General features: G+C 67.3%; 16 protein-coding genes. 10 read left to right on the forward strand and 6 right to left on the reverse strand.

Going from position 1 to position 16,284, the window contains the following annotated elements; all coding sequences use genetic code 11:
- The first annotated feature begins 169 nt into the window (after positions 1 to 169).
- From DN412_RS33680 to DN412_RS33690, 3 genes are read left to right on the forward strand one after another with little or no spacing between them, the layout of a single operon-like run.
- Complete coding sequence (locus DN412_RS33680) at positions 170 to 1,417, forward strand: M48 family metallopeptidase (RefSeq protein WP_115215545.1); 1,248 nt, start codon at positions 170 to 172, stop codon at positions 1,415 to 1,417.
- Complete coding sequence (rsgA, locus tag DN412_RS33685; RefSeq protein ID WP_078197255.1) at positions 1,414 to 2,385, forward strand: ribosome small subunit-dependent GTPase A; 972 nt, start codon at positions 1,414 to 1,416, stop codon at positions 2,383 to 2,385. The genes DN412_RS33680 and rsgA overlap by 4 nt, the downstream gene beginning before the upstream one ends.
- A gap of 43 nt (positions 2,386 to 2,428) precedes the next feature.
- Complete coding sequence (locus DN412_RS33690) at positions 2,429 to 2,734, forward strand: putative signal transducing protein (RefSeq protein WP_078197256.1); 306 nt, start codon at positions 2,429 to 2,431, stop codon at positions 2,732 to 2,734.
- A gap of 246 nt (positions 2,735 to 2,980) precedes the next feature.
- Here the strand turns inward: DN412_RS33690 and DN412_RS33695 are convergent, their stop codons facing one another.
- A complete protein-coding gene (locus tag DN412_RS33695) occupies positions 2,981 to 3,985 on the reverse strand; it encodes a CobD/CbiB family protein (protein ID WP_115215546.1) in 1,005 nt (334 codons plus the stop codon).
- 179 nt (positions 3,986 to 4,164) lie between these two features.
- Positions 4,165 to 4,863, reverse strand: coding sequence for a pirin family protein (locus DN412_RS33700; RefSeq protein WP_115215547.1), 699 nt, complete (start codon positions 4,861 to 4,863; stop codon positions 4,165 to 4,167).
- 152 nt (positions 4,864 to 5,015) lie between these two features.
- On the opposite strand from DN412_RS33700, the gene DN412_RS33705 reads away from it, so the two are divergent.
- Together DN412_RS33705 and gluQRS are read left to right on the forward strand one after the other, a co-directional pair.
- Positions 5,016 to 5,936 carry a LysR family transcriptional regulator gene (locus tag DN412_RS33705; protein WP_115215548.1) on the forward strand — a complete coding sequence of 307 codons (921 nt, stop codon included), beginning with the start codon at positions 5,016 to 5,018 and terminating at the stop codon, positions 5,934 to 5,936.
- Between the two features lie 10 nt (positions 5,937 to 5,946).
- Complete coding sequence (gluQRS, locus tag DN412_RS33710; protein WP_115215549.1) at positions 5,947 to 6,870, forward strand: tRNA glutamyl-Q(34) synthetase GluQRS; 924 nt, start codon at positions 5,947 to 5,949, stop codon at positions 6,868 to 6,870.
- 55 nt (positions 6,871 to 6,925) lie between these two features.
- Here the strand turns inward: gluQRS and DN412_RS33715 are convergent, their stop codons facing one another.
- On the reverse strand, positions 6,926 to 8,431 hold the full coding sequence (locus DN412_RS33715; protein ID WP_115215550.1) for a DEAD/DEAH box helicase: 1,506 nt from the start codon (positions 8,429 to 8,431) through the stop codon (positions 6,926 to 6,928).
- A gap of 327 nt (positions 8,432 to 8,758) precedes the next feature.
- On the opposite strand from DN412_RS33715, the gene DN412_RS43905 reads away from it, so the two are divergent.
- Positions 8,759 to 8,911: a hypothetical protein gene (locus DN412_RS43905; protein WP_167471163.1), complete on the forward strand. Its 153-nt coding sequence runs from the start codon at positions 8,759 to 8,761 to the stop codon at positions 8,909 to 8,911.
- 34 nt (positions 8,912 to 8,945) lie between these two features.
- Here DN412_RS43905 and DN412_RS33720 read toward each other — a convergent pair whose 3' ends face one another.
- The 3 genes from DN412_RS33720 to DN412_RS33730 form a co-directional block, all read right to left on the reverse strand.
- Positions 8,946 to 10,574 carry an acyl CoA:acetate/3-ketoacid CoA transferase gene (locus DN412_RS33720; RefSeq protein WP_115215551.1) on the reverse strand — a complete coding sequence of 543 codons (1,629 nt, stop codon included), beginning with the start codon at positions 10,572 to 10,574 and terminating at the stop codon, positions 8,946 to 8,948.
- 613 nt (positions 10,575 to 11,187) lie between these two features.
- On the reverse strand, positions 11,188 to 11,541 hold the full coding sequence (locus tag DN412_RS33725) for a DUF1428 domain-containing protein (RefSeq protein WP_115215552.1): 354 nt from the start codon (positions 11,539 to 11,541) through the stop codon (positions 11,188 to 11,190).
- Positions 11,542 to 11,625: 84 nt separating this feature from the next.
- Entirely contained in the window at positions 11,626 to 12,543 is a 918-nt protein-coding gene (locus DN412_RS33730) for a LysR family transcriptional regulator (protein ID WP_115215553.1), read from the reverse strand.
- A 132-nt stretch (positions 12,544 to 12,675) separates the two neighbouring features.
- On the opposite strand from DN412_RS33730, the gene DN412_RS33735 reads away from it, so the two are divergent.
- From DN412_RS33735 to DN412_RS33750, 4 genes are all read left to right on the forward strand, one after another.
- Positions 12,676 to 12,924 carry a hypothetical protein gene (locus DN412_RS33735; protein WP_208647708.1) on the forward strand — a complete coding sequence of 83 codons (249 nt, stop codon included), beginning with the start codon at positions 12,676 to 12,678 and terminating at the stop codon, positions 12,922 to 12,924.
- A gap of 40 nt (positions 12,925 to 12,964) precedes the next feature.
- Positions 12,965 to 13,474 carry a nucleoside deaminase gene (locus DN412_RS33740; protein WP_115215554.1) on the forward strand — a complete coding sequence of 170 codons (510 nt, stop codon included), beginning with the start codon at positions 12,965 to 12,967 and terminating at the stop codon, positions 13,472 to 13,474.
- 145 nt (positions 13,475 to 13,619) lie between these two features.
- Positions 13,620 to 13,820, forward strand: coding sequence for a hypothetical protein (locus tag DN412_RS33745; protein WP_115215555.1), 201 nt, complete (start codon positions 13,620 to 13,622; stop codon positions 13,818 to 13,820).
- 33 nt (positions 13,821 to 13,853) lie between these two features.
- Entirely contained in the window at positions 13,854 to 16,100 is a 2,247-nt protein-coding gene (locus tag DN412_RS33750; protein WP_115215556.1) for a phosphocholine-specific phospholipase C, read from the forward strand.
- Positions 16,101 to 16,284 lie beyond the last annotated feature (184 nt).

Raw genomic sequence — 16,284 nt, forward strand, 5'->3', positions numbered from 1 at the left:
AACAATTTATAATTCTCGCATATCCGTCCGGGATGGCCGTTTGCGCACCAGCGCCGGGCCGTTTTCCGGATATCCCGGACCGCCGCCTGCCCCACCCCGGGATCCGGCGGTCCCAACGGACGCCCGCCGCGCACAATGCCGGGCGCCCGCACCCACAAGGCTCTTGCCGATGTTCACGATTGTCTTTCTCGCCGCCCTGGTGCTGATGGTGCTGACCAAGCTCTGGCTGGCCGCCCGCCAGGTCGGGCATGTGGCGCGGCACCGCAATGCGGTGCCGGCGCGGTTTGCCGACACCATCACCCTGGCCTCGCACCAGAAGGCCGCCGACTACACCATCGCCCGCACCCGGCTGTCGATGCTGGAAGTGCTGGCCGGCGCCGCGGTGCTGATCGGCTTCACCATGCTGGGCGGGCTGCAGTGGCTCAATCAGTTCTGGCTGGACACTTTCGGCCCGGGCTATGCCTACGGCGTGGCGCTGGTGGCCAGCGTGGCGCTGATCGGCGGGCTGGTCGACCTGCCCTTCTCGCTGTACGGCCAGTTCGGCATCGAGGAGCGCTTCGGCTTCAACAAGATGACCTTCGGCCTGTGGCTGGCCGACATGGCCAAGATGCTGGTGGTCGCGTGCGCACTGGGCCTGCCGCTGCTGCTGGCGGTGCTGTGGCTGATGGAGCGCGCCGGCTCGCTGTGGTGGGTCTGGACCTGGCTGGTGTGGATGGCGTTCAACCTGTTCCTGCTGGTGGTGTTCCCGACCTTTATCGCGCCGCTGTTCAACAAGTTCGAGCCGCTGACCGATGAGTCGCTGCGCCAGCGCATCGAGGCGCTGATGCAGCGCTGCGGCTTTGCCAGCAAGGGCCTGTTCGTGATGGACGGCAGCAAGCGCAGCGCCCACGGCAATGCGTACTTCACCGGCTTTGGCGCCGCCAAGCGCATTGTCTTCTTCGACACGCTGCTGTCACGCCTGTCGGGCGACGAGATCGAGGCGGTGCTGGCGCATGAGCTGGGCCACTTCAAGCGCCGCCACGTGGCCAAGCGCATCGTCGTCACCTTTGCGCTGAGCCTGGTGCTCCTGGCGCTGCTGGGCTGGCTGGCCACGCGCAGCTGGTTCTACACCGGGCTGGGCGTGGTGCCCAACCTCGGCGTGTCCAACAGCGCGCTGGCGCTGGTGCTGTTCTTCCTGACGCTGCCGGTCTTCACCTTCTTGCTGGGGCCGCTGTCGAGCCAATCGTCGCGCCGCCATGAGTTCGAGGCCGACGCCTTTGCCGCGGACCAGACCGACGCCGGACACCTGGCGTCGGCGCTGGTGAAGCTGTACAAGGACAACGCCTCGACGCTGACGCCCGACCCGCTCTACAGCGCCTTCTACTACTCGCATCCGCCCGCCGCGCAGCGGATCGACCGACTGCTGGCGCACGCATGAGCCGCGCCGCGCGTCACCGCAACGCCGGCGGCGGCACCAATGCCGGCACGACGACCGAATCCGCGCTGATCATCGCCGCCCACGGCCGCCACTATGTGGTCGAGCTGGACGACGGCACGCGCATGCATGCCTTCCCGCGCGGCAAGAAGAGCGACTGCGCGGTGGGCGACCATGTCAGCGTGGAGCGCGCCGCCGCCGACCAGTGCGTGATCACCAGGGCCTCGGCACGCAAGAACCTGCTGCACCGCTCCGACCAGTTCAAGTCCAAGCTGTTGGCCGCCAATATCGACCAGGTCATCATCGTACTGGCCACCGAGCCGGGCTTCTCCGAAGACCTGCTGGGGCGCGCGCTGGTGTCGGCCGAGGCGCTGGAGATCCGGCCGCTGATCGTGCTCAACAAGACCGACCTGCCCGACCGGCTGGAGGAAGCGCGCGGCCGCCTGGCACTGTACCGCGATCTGGGCTACGACACGCTGGAGCTGTCGGTGCGCGCCGACCCGGCGCAAGCGCTGGCCACGCTCAAGCCGCGCCTGGCGGGACTGGCCAGCATCCTGATCGGACAGTCGGGCATGGGCAAGTCGTCATTGCTGAACCTGCTGATTCCGGGCGTCGATGCGCAGACCCGCGAGATCTCGGCCAAGCTCGATTCAGGGAAGCACACCACCACCTTCACCCGGCTCTATCACCTGCCGGCTGACTGGGGCACGGTGGACGGCCGCCTGGGGGCGCTGATCGACTCACCGGGCTTCCAGGAGTTCGGCCTGTACCACCTCAGCGAAGGCATGCTGGAACGCGCCTTCCCTGAGTTCCGGCCGCTGCTGACCGAGTGCCGCTTCTACAACTGCCACCACGTCAACGAACCCGGCTGCGGCGTGCTGGCCGCGGTGGCATCCGGCGCCATTTCCGAGCGCCGCCACCAGCTCTACACGCAGCTGCTGCACGAATCCAACCAGCAGAAACCTTGGTGAAGGCGTGGTAAGGTAAGTGCACCTGGGTTCCCGGTGCGCTGCCATGAAACTGCTGCTGTCCGCCACTTCCCTCGTCCATGCGGCCCATTGCCGGAACGTCCTGCGGGCGGCCGGCATCCGCGCGGAATTGCGCAATACCTGGCTTGCCGGCGCGACCGGCGAGATCCCGTTCCGGGAGAGTGCGCCACAGGTGTGGCTGGTGGATGATGAGATGGAAGCGCAGGCGTGGGCGGTGCTCAATGCGGCTGCCAATCCGGTGCCGGGGCCCAGCTGGCAATGCCGCCATTGCCTGGAATGGCATGAGGCACAATTCGGCGCTTGCTGGCGCTGTGGGGCGGCGCGGGACTAGGGTACTGGTTGGTCCGCGAATGTGGTTGGGCTGTGGCTCTTGGCGAGCTTCCTTTTCCCTGGCCGGGCATTTGGGCTGATTCCAATGTGGTCGCTGATCGACCGCCCTGGTTTCGCCCCTAAAGGGGCGAGTCACTTTTGTCCAAGCGACAAAAGTAACCCGCCCAGCAGGGCGGAACCGGGCCGTCGACCTACGACAACATTGGAATCGACCCAAGAAGCCGAACCAACCCTAACAAAACACTACTCAACCCACCCAAAGCGCCAGCGACAGCATGGCAAGCAACAGCATCCACAGCACCACCGCGCGCCACACCAGACCCACGGCCGACTGCAGCGTGCGCACGCCGGGCTCGGCGCCGAACTCGGGCGGCGCCGGTTCCGGGCCGCCGCTGCCGTCATCCGCCGCATCCATGCCGGGCGCGTAGTCCACGGCCGGGCCGGCCAGGCTGGCGCGCAGCACCACGGTGGAATCGTCCTCGGCCAGCGGCGTGCCCAGGCGCACGCCCAGCGCCCCGCCCCCGCTGGCAAGCAGGATGCCGTTGACGGCATCGTTCCACTTGCGCGCGTGGTTGCGCCAGGCGTAGACCGCGTCCTCGAAGTTGCCGACGATAGCAAAGCCGATCGACGTCAGCCGCGACGGAATCCAGTCCAGCACATAGAAGGCGCGCGCCGCGAAGCGGCCCAGCGCCGGGCTGCGCTCGGTCGAGGGCAGGCTCCAGTGGCGGCCGAGGTATTCGGCGGTGCGGTACAGCACCACGCCGCCAGGACCGATCGGCACCAGGAACCAGAAGAACACGCCAAACACATGCCGGTGCACGGCGACGATCGCCGCTTCGAGCGTGTGCCGCACGATCTCGGAGACCGGCATCTCGACCGTGTCCAGGCCGGTCCATTCGTGCAGCAGCGCGCGCGCGGCATGGACATCGTCGCGGTTCAGCGCTTCGTGGATATCGGTGAAGTAGTGGCTGAACTGGCGAAAGCCCAGCGTCATGTACAGCACCAGCACGTTCCAGGCGAGCGTCAGCGCCACGCTGATCGAGGCCAGCAGGTAGTGCACCACCATCACCGCCAGGGTCAGGGGCAGGACCACGGTCAGCCAGGCCAGCGCGGCGTCGCGCGGGCGGCCGGTGTCGAAGGCGTGTTCCGCGCGGTCGCCGAGGGCGCGCACGATCTCGTGGATCGGGTTGTTGCGGCCCAGGGCGCGGAACTGTTCAGCGATCAGCGCCAGGAGAATGGAAACAAAGGTCATCTTGGTACGGGGTGTTCCAAGGGCACGCCCGGCCCGTTCGGGCTTGCCGGCGATGTGCCGGCGCAGGCGCAATACATAGCGAGAAGATAGCACAGCGCTACCTGCCGGGGCCCGGCGCGACGCGCAAAAAGCAAAAGCCCGCCATCAGGCGGGCTCTCGCGTGCGGCAAGGAACGATGCTCAGGGCAAGTCGAACACTAGCACCTCAGCGTTATCGCCGCCTGACAGCGCGACGTCCGCCACGTCCTCCAGCCTGGCCGCGTCGCCGGCCTCGAGCGCCTTGCCGTTGACCGTCACCCGGCCGCGCGCCACGTGGACGTAGGCACGGCGGCCCGGCGCGATTGCCAGCGTGGCGGCCTCGTCGCCATCGAACAGCCCGGCATACAGGCGCACGTCCTGGTGCACCACCACCGAGCCCTCGGCGCCGTCGGCACTGGCCACGAGGCGCAGTTTGCCGCGCTTGTCGGCCGCGCCGAAGTGCTTTTCCTCATAGCCGGGGTCGATGCCGTTCTGGGCCGGCACGATCCAGATCTGCAGGAAGTGGGTGATGTCGTTCGCGGCATGGTTGTACTCCGAATGGCGCACGCCAGTGCCGGCGCTCATGCGCTGCACATCACCCGGGCGGATCACGCTGCCGTTGCCCATACTGTCCTTGTGGGCCAGTTCGCCTTCCAGCACATAGCTGATGATTTCCATGTCGCGGTGACCATGGGTGCCAAAGCCCATGCCTGGCGCGACGCGGTCCTCGTTGATCACGCGCAGCGGCCCGAACTGCACATGCTGCGGGTCATAGTAGTCGGCGAACGAGAACGAATGATAGGACTTCAGCCAGCCGTGATCGGCGTAGCCACGCTCTGCAGACTTTCTGATTTCAATCATTTTGATGGCCCTCCTTGAGCCTTTTCGCCGAAAGCATCGGCTGGATAACCGTGTCTCGGCATACGTTTTCGCTTTTGATGCTAGGAAGTTTAGGGCTTGAGGCGTATATTTACCGGGATCAGCTTAGAAGCAGTCATTCAGAATTTCTGAACATGGCCCTCTCACTAGAATCCCTCGAAGTCCTGGACGCCATCGAACGCAAGGGCAGCTTTGCCGCCGCCGCCCACGAGATGGGCAAAGTCCCCTCCGCGCTGACCTATGTGGTGCGCAAGCTGGAAGAAGACCTGGACGTGCTGCTGTTCGACCGGCGCCGCCACCGCGCCGAACTGACGCCGGCCGGGCGCGCCCTGCTCGATGAGGGCCGCCATCTGCTGCATGCCGCCGACGACCTGGCTCGGCGCGTCAAGCGCCTGGCCACCGGCTGGGAGGCCACCCTCAGCATCGTGGTCGACGATCTGATCAACTTCCGTGCGCTGTTGCCGGTGATCCACGACTTCTATGCCGAAAACACCGCCACCCGGCTGCGCTTTTCCAAGGAAGTGCTGGGAGGTGCCTGGGACGCGCTGATCAACAACCGCGTCGACCTGGTGATCGGCGGCGCCTACGATGCGCCGAGCACGCAGGGCTTCCAGATCCGGCCGCTGGGCTCGATGCCGTTCGTGTTCGCGGTGGCCGCGCACCATCCGCTGGCCACCGAGGAAGGCCCCCTCACCACCATCCAGATCGCCAGGCACCGCATCGTCGCGGTGGGCGACACCTCGCGCAACCTGCCGGCGCGCACCCAAGGCGTGCTGGCCGGCCAGGACGTGCTGGTGGTGCCCACTATGCGCGACAAGCTCGAAGCACAGATCCGCGGGCTGGGCTGCGGCTGGCTGCCGGCACCGATGGCGCAGCCCCATATCGAAAGCGGCGTGCTGCAGGCGCGCGAGACCGTCGAGGTGCGCGCGCCCGGCAACTTCAAGGTGGCCTGGCGCACCAGCAACCGCGGCAAGGCGCTGCAATGGTGGGCCGGCAAGCTGGAAGATCCCCGCCTGGCGCAGGCGCTGCTGCAGCAACCCGATTTCGCCGGCTGAGGGCAGTTCCATGGCAGTGACGGCAGTCCCCACGGTTGCCGCGGCCGGCTATCGCGGCCGCTTCGCGCCCTCGCCCACCGGGCCGCTGCATATGGGCTCGCTGGTCACCGCGCTTGCCACTTGGCTCGATGCGCGCGCGCATGGCGGGCAATGGCTGGTGCGCATCGAGGACATCGACATGCCGCGCTGCGTGCGCGGCGCCGACGAAGACATCCTGCGCACGCTGGAGCACCTGGGCATGACGCCGGACGAAGCACCGGTGTGGCAGAGCCGGCGTGAACCGCTCTATGCCGATGCGCTGCGCCGCCTCGACGCCGCCGGGCAGCTCTACCCTTGCGGCTGCTCGCGCAAGGAGATCGCCGATTCGCTGGTGCACGTGCGCGAGCGGCACCAGACTCTGGGCTATCCCGGCACCTGCCGCCACGGCCTGAACGGCAAGCTGCCGCGCGCGTGGCGCGTGCGCGTGCCGGACGGCCCGGCCGCCACCATCTGCTTCGATGACCGCTGGCAGGGCCGCCAGTGCCAGGACCTGGAAACCGAGCTGGGCGACTTCGTGCTGCGCCGCGCGGACGGCCTGTGGGCCTACCAGCTCGCCGTGGTGGTCGACGACGGCCTGCAGGGCATCACGCATATCGTGCGCGGCGCCGACCTGCTCGACTCCACCCCGCGGCAGATCCATCTGCAGCACCTGCTGGGCCTGCCCACCCCGGCTTACCTGCATGTGCCGGTGGTGGTCAACGAGATCGGCGAGAAGCTCAGCAAGCAGAGCGGCGCGCAGGCGATCGACACCAGCGCACCGCTGGACGCGCTGCGCGAGGCCGGCACCCACCTGGGCCTGTCGAACGACGCGGGCAATGTGAAGGACTGGCTTGTGCGTGCCACCGATGGCTGGCAGCAGCGCCTGGCCACGCTGCCGCAGCCCCCGCAGGGCTAGCGGGCCCAAAAAGCAAATGGCCCGCACAGGCGGGCCATTTTTGGCTACGGCAGGATCAGGACTTGCGGGGCACGCCGCCCAGCAATGCCGCCACCGGCCGCTTGGGCGCCTGGCGCCCGCGGGTCAGCGCGGCAGCCACTTCGTCGGCCGCATTCGCCTGCGCGATGCTGGCTGCGCTGGGCTCGTACGGACGCGAGAAGAACGGATCATCCGAGGCACGGAACACCTGGCGGTTGGCGCTGTGGTCGTGGCGGCGAGGACGCTCCTCGCCATCGCCGTTGCCGCGCGCGCGGCGCACGTCGCCACGCTCGCGGCGACGCTCGGTGTCGGCCTGGCGCGCACGCTCGCCGGTCGGGTCGAAGCCTTCCAGCTTGCCGCGCGGGATGCTGCGCTTGATCAGCTTCTCGATATCGGACAGCAGGCGCTCGTCATTGCCCGGCACGTAGATCGACAGCGCATCGCCGCTGGCGCCGGCACGGCCGGTGCGGCCGATGCGGTGCACGTAGTCTTCGGCGCTGTACGGCACGTCGAAATTGATCACGCAGGGCATGGAGGGAATATCCAGCCCGCGCGCGGCCACGTCGGTGGCAACCAGGGCGTCGATGGTGCCGCTCTTGAAGCCGTCCAGCGTCTGCATGCGCTCGGTCTGGGTCTTGTCGCCGTGGATGGCGGCGGCATTGACGCCTTCGCGCTCCAGGTGCCGCGCCAGGCGCGAGCAGCCGATCTTGCTGTTGACGAAGACGATGCACTGGCGCGACAGCCCCTGCTCCGCACGCTGCTTCAGCAGGTGCACGACCGCCGCCTGCTTGTGGCCGTCTTCGACCTGGTACACCATCTGGCGCACGTTCTCGTTGGTCGAATTGCTGCGCGCCACCTCGATGGTGACCGGGTGCTTCAGGTAGCTGGAGGCCAGCCGCTTGATTTCCGGCGAGAACGTGGCCGAGAACAGCAGCGTCTGGCGTTGCGCCGGCAGCAGGTTGATGATGCGCTGCAGGTCCGGCAGGAAGCCCATGTCGAGCATGCGGTCGGCTTCGTCCAGCACCAGCATCTGCACCTGCGACAGGTTGACCGACTTCTGCTGCACGTGGTCCAGCAGCCGGCCGGGGGTGGCCACCAGGATTTCCACGCCGCGGCGCAGGGCGTCGGTCTGCGGGTTCATGTCCACGCCGCCGAACACCACGGTGCTGCGCAGGTCGGTGTGCTGGGCGTAGCGGGCGACGTTGTCGTAGACCTGGTCGGCCAGCTCGCGCGTGGGGGTCAGCATCAGCGCGCGCACCGGATGGCGTGCCGGCGAGGCGCTGGCATTGGCCAGCGGCAGCAGGCGCTGGATGATCGGCAGCGCAAAGCCCGCGGTCTTGCCGGTGCCGGTCTGCGCGGCGCCCATCACGTCCTTGCCCAGCAGCACGACCGGGATGGCCTGCGCCTGGATCGGCGTGGGGGTGGTGTAGCCCTGGTCGGACAACGCGCGCAGGATGCGCGCATCCAGACCGAAGCTTTCGAATGTCTGAACGGCGGTCTGCCCTGCGGCGGTGGTAGGTTCTGGTGCGTTCGTAGTGGTCATGGGTATCGGTGTTGGCGGGAGACGAACCCGGCACAAACGGATACGCGTCTGGAACTCATCTCGCCCTGACTCTCGCCTGGCGCCGGGAGGGTTCCGGCGCGGCCATGCTGCCTACTGCATTTGGCCAAGAGAATCAAAGACTTACATTTTAGCACCTCTGCCAGCACAGTGGGCAGTATGGCGGGAGCGTGCGCGTGGCGCGACAGTGGCCGGCACCGACTGGCACTGGCTGGCGGGATTTCAAGAAACTGTCATATCGGGCACGCATGATGCCGGCGGCGCGGTGGCCATGGCCGGACCGCGCAGCCCAATCTCACCGAGACCTACATGGACTTCGAGCTTTTCCGCCAGACCTGCCAGCAGTTCCTGCGCACCTCCAGCCAGTTCCTTGGGCTGGCCGCGGCCGCCTGCCAGCCGGCACGCCCCTTGCCGGCGCTGCAGGCCGTCCAGCCGCAGCCGCACGGCCAGCAGCCCGCCTGAGCCCGGCCGGCGCCCGCAGCCCGCCAAGCAAGGATTACAGGCGCAGGCTCCCGGCCCGGAACAGCCGCGCATCCATCTCGCGCAGGTCCGGCGCCACGGCCACGGGCGTTGCGCACTGGTCGAGCACGTCGCGCTGCAGGTCCACGCCGGGCGCGATCTCGACCAGCGTCAGGCGGGCTTCACCATCATTGCCGGCGCGCATCTCGAACACCGCGCGCTCGGTGATGTACAGCACCGGGATGCCGAGCGAAGCCACATAGGGCCCGTTGAAGCTCAGGTGCGACACTTCCGGCACGATCTTCTTCACGCGGCCTTCGCGCACGACCTGCAGGCGGCCGTCGCCGGCACAGACTTCCAGCCCGCCCGCCGTCAGCGTGCCCATGAACACCACCGCGCGCGCGCTCTGCGTGATGTTGATAAAGCCGCCGACACCGGCAATCAGCGCGCCCTCGCCTTCGCCGAACTTGCTGACGTTGACGTTGCCGTGGCCATCCAGCTCCGCCAGGCCGAGGATGGCCAGGTCGATGCCGCCGCCCTCGTAGAAATCGAATTGCGCGGGCTGATCCACCACCGCCTCCGGATAGGCCGAGGCACCGAAGCTGAGTCCATCCGCCGGCGTGCCGCCGATGGGGCCGGCCTCGACGGTCAGCGTGAAGCCGTCCAGCCCGGCCTGGTGCGCGAGCATGCCTACCGCCGCCGGCATGCCGACGCCCAGGTTGACCACGCGCGGCGCGCGGCGCGCCAGCTCCATCACCGCGCGGCGCTGCACGATGGTGCGCGCGTCGAGCGGCCCGGCAGCGGGCGCGGGCTCGGCCTCATGGGCATGCGCGCCTTCGCCCTGCCACGGCGTCACATAGGCCGGATTAAAGTGCTCGGCAAACGTCATCTGGTGGTTGGCGGGGTTGTCGCACACCACCACATAGTCGACCAGAATGCCGGGCACGTGGATGGCCTGCAGGATCTCGTGGTGGTCGACCAGGCTTTCCACCTGCGCGATCACGATGCCGCCCGAGTTGTGGGCCGCCTGCGCCATCGCCAGCAGCTCATGGTGGAAGGCTTCGCGATGCGTGCTGAGGTTGCCGCGGGTATCGGCCGCGGTGCAGCGGATCAGCGCGCAGTCGATCCGGAAGCTCGGGTAGAACAGGTACTCGTCGCCGCGGAAATCGACTGCATCGACCCAGCATGCCTTGCCCTCGGCAATGGCCTGGCGCGCGCGCGCATTGACGGCGCCGCCGTGGTAGCGCGGATCCTGCGCGGTGCGCGGGTCGACGAAGGTGTGCAGGCCGATCTTGGTCATCACGCCGGGCTTGCCGCCGGCGATGGCGCGGTACAGGTGCGTCAGCACGCCCTGCGGCAGGTTGTAGCCCTCGCACTGCTCGGCCATGGCCAGCGTGGCCAGCCGCGTGGCCGAGCGCCAGTGGCCGCCGACGATGCTGGCGGTCATGCCGGCGTTGCCGAAGTGGTTCACGCCGCGCGCACCGCGGTCGCCCTGTCCGGCCGAGTACACCAGCGTCAGGTCGCGCGGCAGCCCGCTCTGCAGGAAGCGCTGCTCCAGCGCCTCGGTCACGGCCTCGGCATGGCCCGCGCCGACAAAGCCCGCGCTGGCCACGGTCCAGCCATCCTGCATGAGTGCCGCCGCTTCGCGTGCGGTGATCACCTTCATTCCTGTCTCCGGTTTAGTTGTGCCGTCCCGCAACGAAGCCATCTTGCCGGCCCGCCGAGCCGCGCGCCCCCCATGTAGAAAAGCCCCGCGTGCCGGGGAGGCAGCGGGGCTCAAATGGTAGCGGGGCAATCTCTTCGACCACCCACGCCTTGATCTTGGCGCATCGGGTTGCGGCAGGCATCCCCCAAATGTGGGTCGATGCCACACTCCGTTGCCGGAATGCCCAGGCCACGCCCTGCAAAGCCTGTCAATCATGATCCTGTCACATTCCTGAAGGTATCCGGGTTTTCGCCGAGCGGGTTTTCGCCAGCTTCCGGCCAGCGGGCGGATGCGGTCTACTGGACTCACATCGACGGCCTGGCACCGCAAACGCCGGATCGCCACAGCCGATGGTGCTGCAGAACAAGTCCAACGACCGGGAGACAGACCATGGTGACGAAGAAAGAAGACGCTTTCGTACTGAAGAACCTTCTCGCCCTCGCAGCAGTGGAAACCCTGGGCGGCGCCATCGCCCTGGGCATGGTCTTCCATCTGATCTGAACTGGCTTGCCTGAGCGCCGGCGCTGCCACGCCGGCGCCTGGCCCGCACACTCGTCGCGCTAACGCCGCGCGCTCACGCGTCGACAATCACCTCGAAGCCGCCATAGATCATCCGCTGCCCGTCGAACGGCATCGGATCCATCCCTTCCTTCAGGCGCGGGTCCGCCATCGCCGCCTTCATGCCAGCGTCGCGCTTCTCGCGTGACGGCCACAGGATCCACGAGAACACCACCGCTTCATCGTCCTTGCGCTGCACCGCCATCGTAAAGGACGTGACCTTGCCTTCCGGCACATCGTCACCCCAACACTCCACCACCTTCAGCGCGCCGTGCTCCTTGAACACCGCGGCTGCCTTCTGCGCCACCTGGCGATAGGTGTCGCGATTGGCCTGCGGAACGGCCAGCACGAATCCGTCGATATAGGGCATGGGTTTCACTCCTGGTCAGGTTGAATCGGGCTGAATCGGATCGCACGCGATTGCGTCTGACTACCATAGTCCATCGTCACGACCTCAGCGGATGGTCCGCTGCCCGCGCCGGTCGACCTCGAACACCATGTTTTCCCGGAAGCGCTGCCGCAGCCACTGCTCGGCCCGGCCCTGCGGCCGGCCCGACTTCGCCCAGATCAGGTCGACGCTGACCAGCCAGTCCGTGTACGGATAGGCCGCCAGGTCCAGTTCCACCAGCTCGCCGCGCTCCAGCGCCTCGCGCACCAGTTGCCGCGGCAGCGTGGCCCAGCCCAGCCCGCTTTTCACCATCTCGACCAAGGCCAGGTAGCTTTCGGCGCGCCACACCCGCGCCGCGCGCAGGTATTCGCTGGTGGGCAGCTTGTCCGCATGCGCGCTGAAGGCCAGGCGCCGATAGGCATGCAGGTCTGCAAACGACACCTGCTCGCGCCCGGCCAGCGCGTGGCCCGGATGCACCACATGCACCATGATCAGCTTGCCCAGCTGCACGAAGGCCAGCTCCGGCGCGTAGTGCGGCTGGGCGAAGGCGATGCCGAGCTCGGCCTGGCCTTGCAGCACCAGCTCGCTGACATCGCCGTAGACCGGGTTGCGGATGGTCAGGTCGACATACGGGAACTCCCGCTCGAATTCGGCCAGCACCGGCATCACCGCGTGGTACGGGATCTCGATCGCCAGCGACAGCCCGGGCGGGTTGGCATCGGCCAGGCTGGCAGCGTGGGCCTGTAGCGAGAGGCAGCGCTCCAGCACCGCTTCCGCTTCCGTCAGCAACTTGCGTCCGGCCTCGGTCAGCGCAGGATTGCGGCTGCTGCGGTCGAACAGCGGCACGCCCAGGTCGATCTCCAGGTTGGCCACGGCCGCGCTGACCGTGGACTGGGTCTTGCCCAGGCGCCGCGCGGCGGCCGAGAACGATCCCGTCTCCACCACCAGGGCGAATACCTGCAACTGGTCCAGCGAAAAGCGCATGGTCAGCCTCCCTTGACCTATCGACGCAATCGATAGGTATTGATTTGTTGTCCCGATAAAATTGCAGAGATGATGCCGCAACGGCAGGGGATCACAAACCTCGCAAACCCCGGCATCCAGGAACTGTCGCGCGTGAAATTCGATGGCACCCGCAACGCCATCATCGTTGCAGTGTCCGTCAGCGTGGGCGTGCTGCCGATGTCCTTCCCCGCCCTGTTCGAGCATGCCGGCGGCACGCTCAAGCTGGTGCTGGAAAGCGGCATCTTCCTCGGCGGCATCACCGCGATCCCGCTCAATGTGCTGCTCAACGGCAGCGCGGCGCAGGCCGACACGGAAGCGCCGCTGCTGCCAGCGCAAGCCGACGAGTCCACGCTGTCATGATCCCTTCCTGTTCCCTTCCCCCCAACCGGAGATCTCAAGCATGACCCGAATCACAGACCCGTCCGGCGCCGAGCTGTCACCGCTCGACCTGGAACTGCTGCGCCAGTCGATCGCGCTGTCCGAAGAGTCCAAGGCCCGCGGCCGCCATCCTTTCGCCGCGCTGGTCGCCGATGAAGCCGGCAATATCATCGCCAGCGCCGGCAACAATTCGATGCCGCCGGAGGGCGACCCGACCCAGCACGCCGAACTGGTCGCCGCCGCGCAGGCCGCGCGCGCGCTGCCGCCGGAGCAGCTGGCCAACTGCACCCTCTACACCAGCGCGGAGCCGTGCTGCATGTGCTCCGGCGCGATCTACTGGACCGGCATCGGGCGCGTGGTCTATGCGCTGTCGGAGCACAAGCTGCTGGGCCTGACCGGCGACCATCCGGAGAACCCGACCTTCTCCCTGCCGTGCCGCGAAGTATTTGCGCGTGGCCAGCGCCAGGTGGATGTGGTGGGACCAGTGCTGGAGGACGAAGCCGCGGCGCCGCACGCAGGCTTCTGGAAGTAGCCATCTTGCCTGCAGTCCGCCAACCCGGCGGACTGCACGTATCGTGCGTCAGACAATCTGTCATCGACACGTCACTCCGCCTTCCTACGCTCGCCTGGCACCGGCTCCCAGGAGCTGCCCACAACAACCCAGCCAGGCAAACCCGATGTTCCCCTGCAAATTGCCCAGAACCCTGGCCGCGACCCTGATCGCCGCGGCCTTGCTCACCGCATGCGGTGGCGACGATGGCGGCGGCAACCTGTCGCCCGCGGCGACTGTCACGCCGAGCGCACGACCAGACCAACTGGGACAGCCCGGCAAGAAGCCCGACAAGCGGCCTGACCCGGTAATCCGCTGCGCCCCCTGACAACACAAGCCTCGACGCCAATCCGACAAGACCATGGTCTCTCGCCGCAACTTCCTGCAAGCCGCAGCCGGCACCGGCTTCGCCGCCGCCGCGCTGGCCGCGTTCCCGCCCAGTATCCGCAAGGCCCTGGCCATCCCAGCCAACAATGCCACCGGCACCATCAAGGATGTCGAGCATGTGGTGATCCTGATGCAGGAGAACCGCTCCTTCGACCACTACTTCGGCACGCTCAAGGGCGTGCGCGGGTTCGGCGACCGCTTCACCATCCCGCTGCCCAACGCGCGCAAGGTATGGCAGCAACAGCGCACCAACGGCACAGTGCTGACCCCCTATCACCTGGATGGCACCGCCAACAACGCGCAGCGCGCGTCCGGCACGCCGCATGCCTGGGTGGACAGCCAGCAGGCCTGGGATCACGGCCGCATGGCCAACTGGCCGACGTACAAGACCAATACGTCGATGGGCTACTTCAAGGAGCAGGAAATCCCGTTCCAGTTCGCCCTGGCCAACGCCTTTACGCTGTGCGACGCCTACCACTGCTCGATGCATACGGGCACTGACGCGAACCGCTCCTTCCACCTGACCGGCACCAACGGCCCGACCGGCGCCAACGTCGCCTTCGTCAACAATGAGTGGGATGCGATCGACGGCCTGCCCGCCTCGGCCAACACTGGCTATACCTGGAAGACCTACGCCGAGCGGCTGGAAGAAGCCGGCGTCAGCTGGATCTGCTACCAGAACATGCCGGACGAATGGGGCGACAACATGCTGGGAGCGTTCCGGCAGTTCCGCAAGGCCAACCTGGCATCGGGCTTTCCGGTATCCAGCGGCGGCGCACCAGGCGCGCCCTACGCCAACACCGGCCAGCCACTGCCGTACCACGCCTACGATGCAGCCACCGACAACGCCGGCAACGCGCTGTACAAGGGCGTGGCCAACACCCTGCCCGGCACCAAACCCGAGGAATACCTCGACGCCTTCCGCCGCGACATCAAGGAAGGCAGGCTGCCGCAGGTTTCCTGGATCAATGCGCCGTCGATCTACTGCGAGCATCCCGGCCCGTCCAGCCCGGTCCAGGGCGCGTGGTTCCTGCAGGAAATCCTGGACGCGCTGACCGCCGTGCCCGAGGTCTGGAGCAAGACCGTGCTGCTGGTCAACTTCGACGAGAACGACGGATACTTCGACCACGTCCCCTCCCCTTCGGCGCCGTCGGTGAACCCCGACAAGACGCTGGCCGGCAAGGCGACGCTGAGCGATGCCGAGATGCAGGCCGAATACTTCAACCATCCGGCGCCGCCGGGCAGCAGGAGCCAGCCCGCGGCGGACGGCCGCGTCTACGGGCCGGGGCCGCGCGTGCCGCTCTACGCGATCTCGCCGTGGAGCCGTGGCGGCTGGGTCAACTCGCAAGTGTTCGACCACACCTCCGTGCTGCGCTTCCTGGAAGCGCGGTTCGGCGTGGCCGAGCCCAATATCAGCCCGTTCCGCCGCGCCGTCTGCGGCGCCCTGACCAGCGCATTCAACTTCAGCACGCCCAACGCCGAAGCGCTTCCCACGCTGGGCGGCCGCACCACGCGCAGCGACGCCGACCAGCTCCGCAAGACCCAGCAGGCCCTGCCCGCGGTACCGCTCCCCGTCGACATGCAATTGCCGCTGCAGGCCACCGGCACGCGCCCGTCACGCGCGCTGCCGTATGAGCTGCACACCAGCGCGCGTTGCAGCGCCTTGGGGCAGGTCGAACTGGTGTTCGCCAACACTGGCACGCAAGCGGCGGTGTTCCACGTCTACGACCGCTACCAGCTGGAACGCATTCCGCGTCGCTATGTCGTGGAAGCCGGCAAGTCCCTGAGCGATACCTGGAACGTGTTCCAGGACAACACCGGCCAATATGACCTGTGGGTGCTGGGCCCCAATGGCTTCCACCGGCATTTCCGCGGCGATACCAACCGCATCGGCGATACCGGCATCGCCCCCGAGATCCGCGTCTGCTACGACATTGCCAATGGCGATGTCTACGTCGACCTGATCAACGCCGGCCGCCCGGCCTGTCACTTCAACGTCCAGGCGCTCGCCTACCGCACCGATGGCCCGTGGCAGGTCACCGTCGGCGCCAACGGCGAAAAATCCGTGCATTGGTCGCTGGAGGAAAGCGGGCAGTGGTACGACTTTGCGGTGACGTGCGACAGCGACCCGGCCTTCTATCGCCGCTTTGCCGGGCGGGTTGAGACCGGCAGGCATACCGTGAGCGATCCGGCGATGGGGTTGGTGGCAGCGCAGGATTGAACGGTACTTCGAGGTAAGAAAAAAGGGACTGCAGGTATCACCTGCAGTCCCTTTTTCACATTGGTGGGCCTCCCGTGAGTCGAACACGGCACCAACGGAGTAGGATCGGTAGCCAGCCCCTTTCAAAGAGCGGTGGGAAGACGAAACCGCGCTTTACAGGAAACCAACTACCTTCCTCCGAACG

Source organism: Cupriavidus lacunae (assembly GCF_003353055.1).
Taxonomy (GTDB): domain Bacteria; phylum Pseudomonadota; class Gammaproteobacteria; order Burkholderiales; family Burkholderiaceae; genus Cupriavidus; species Cupriavidus lacunae.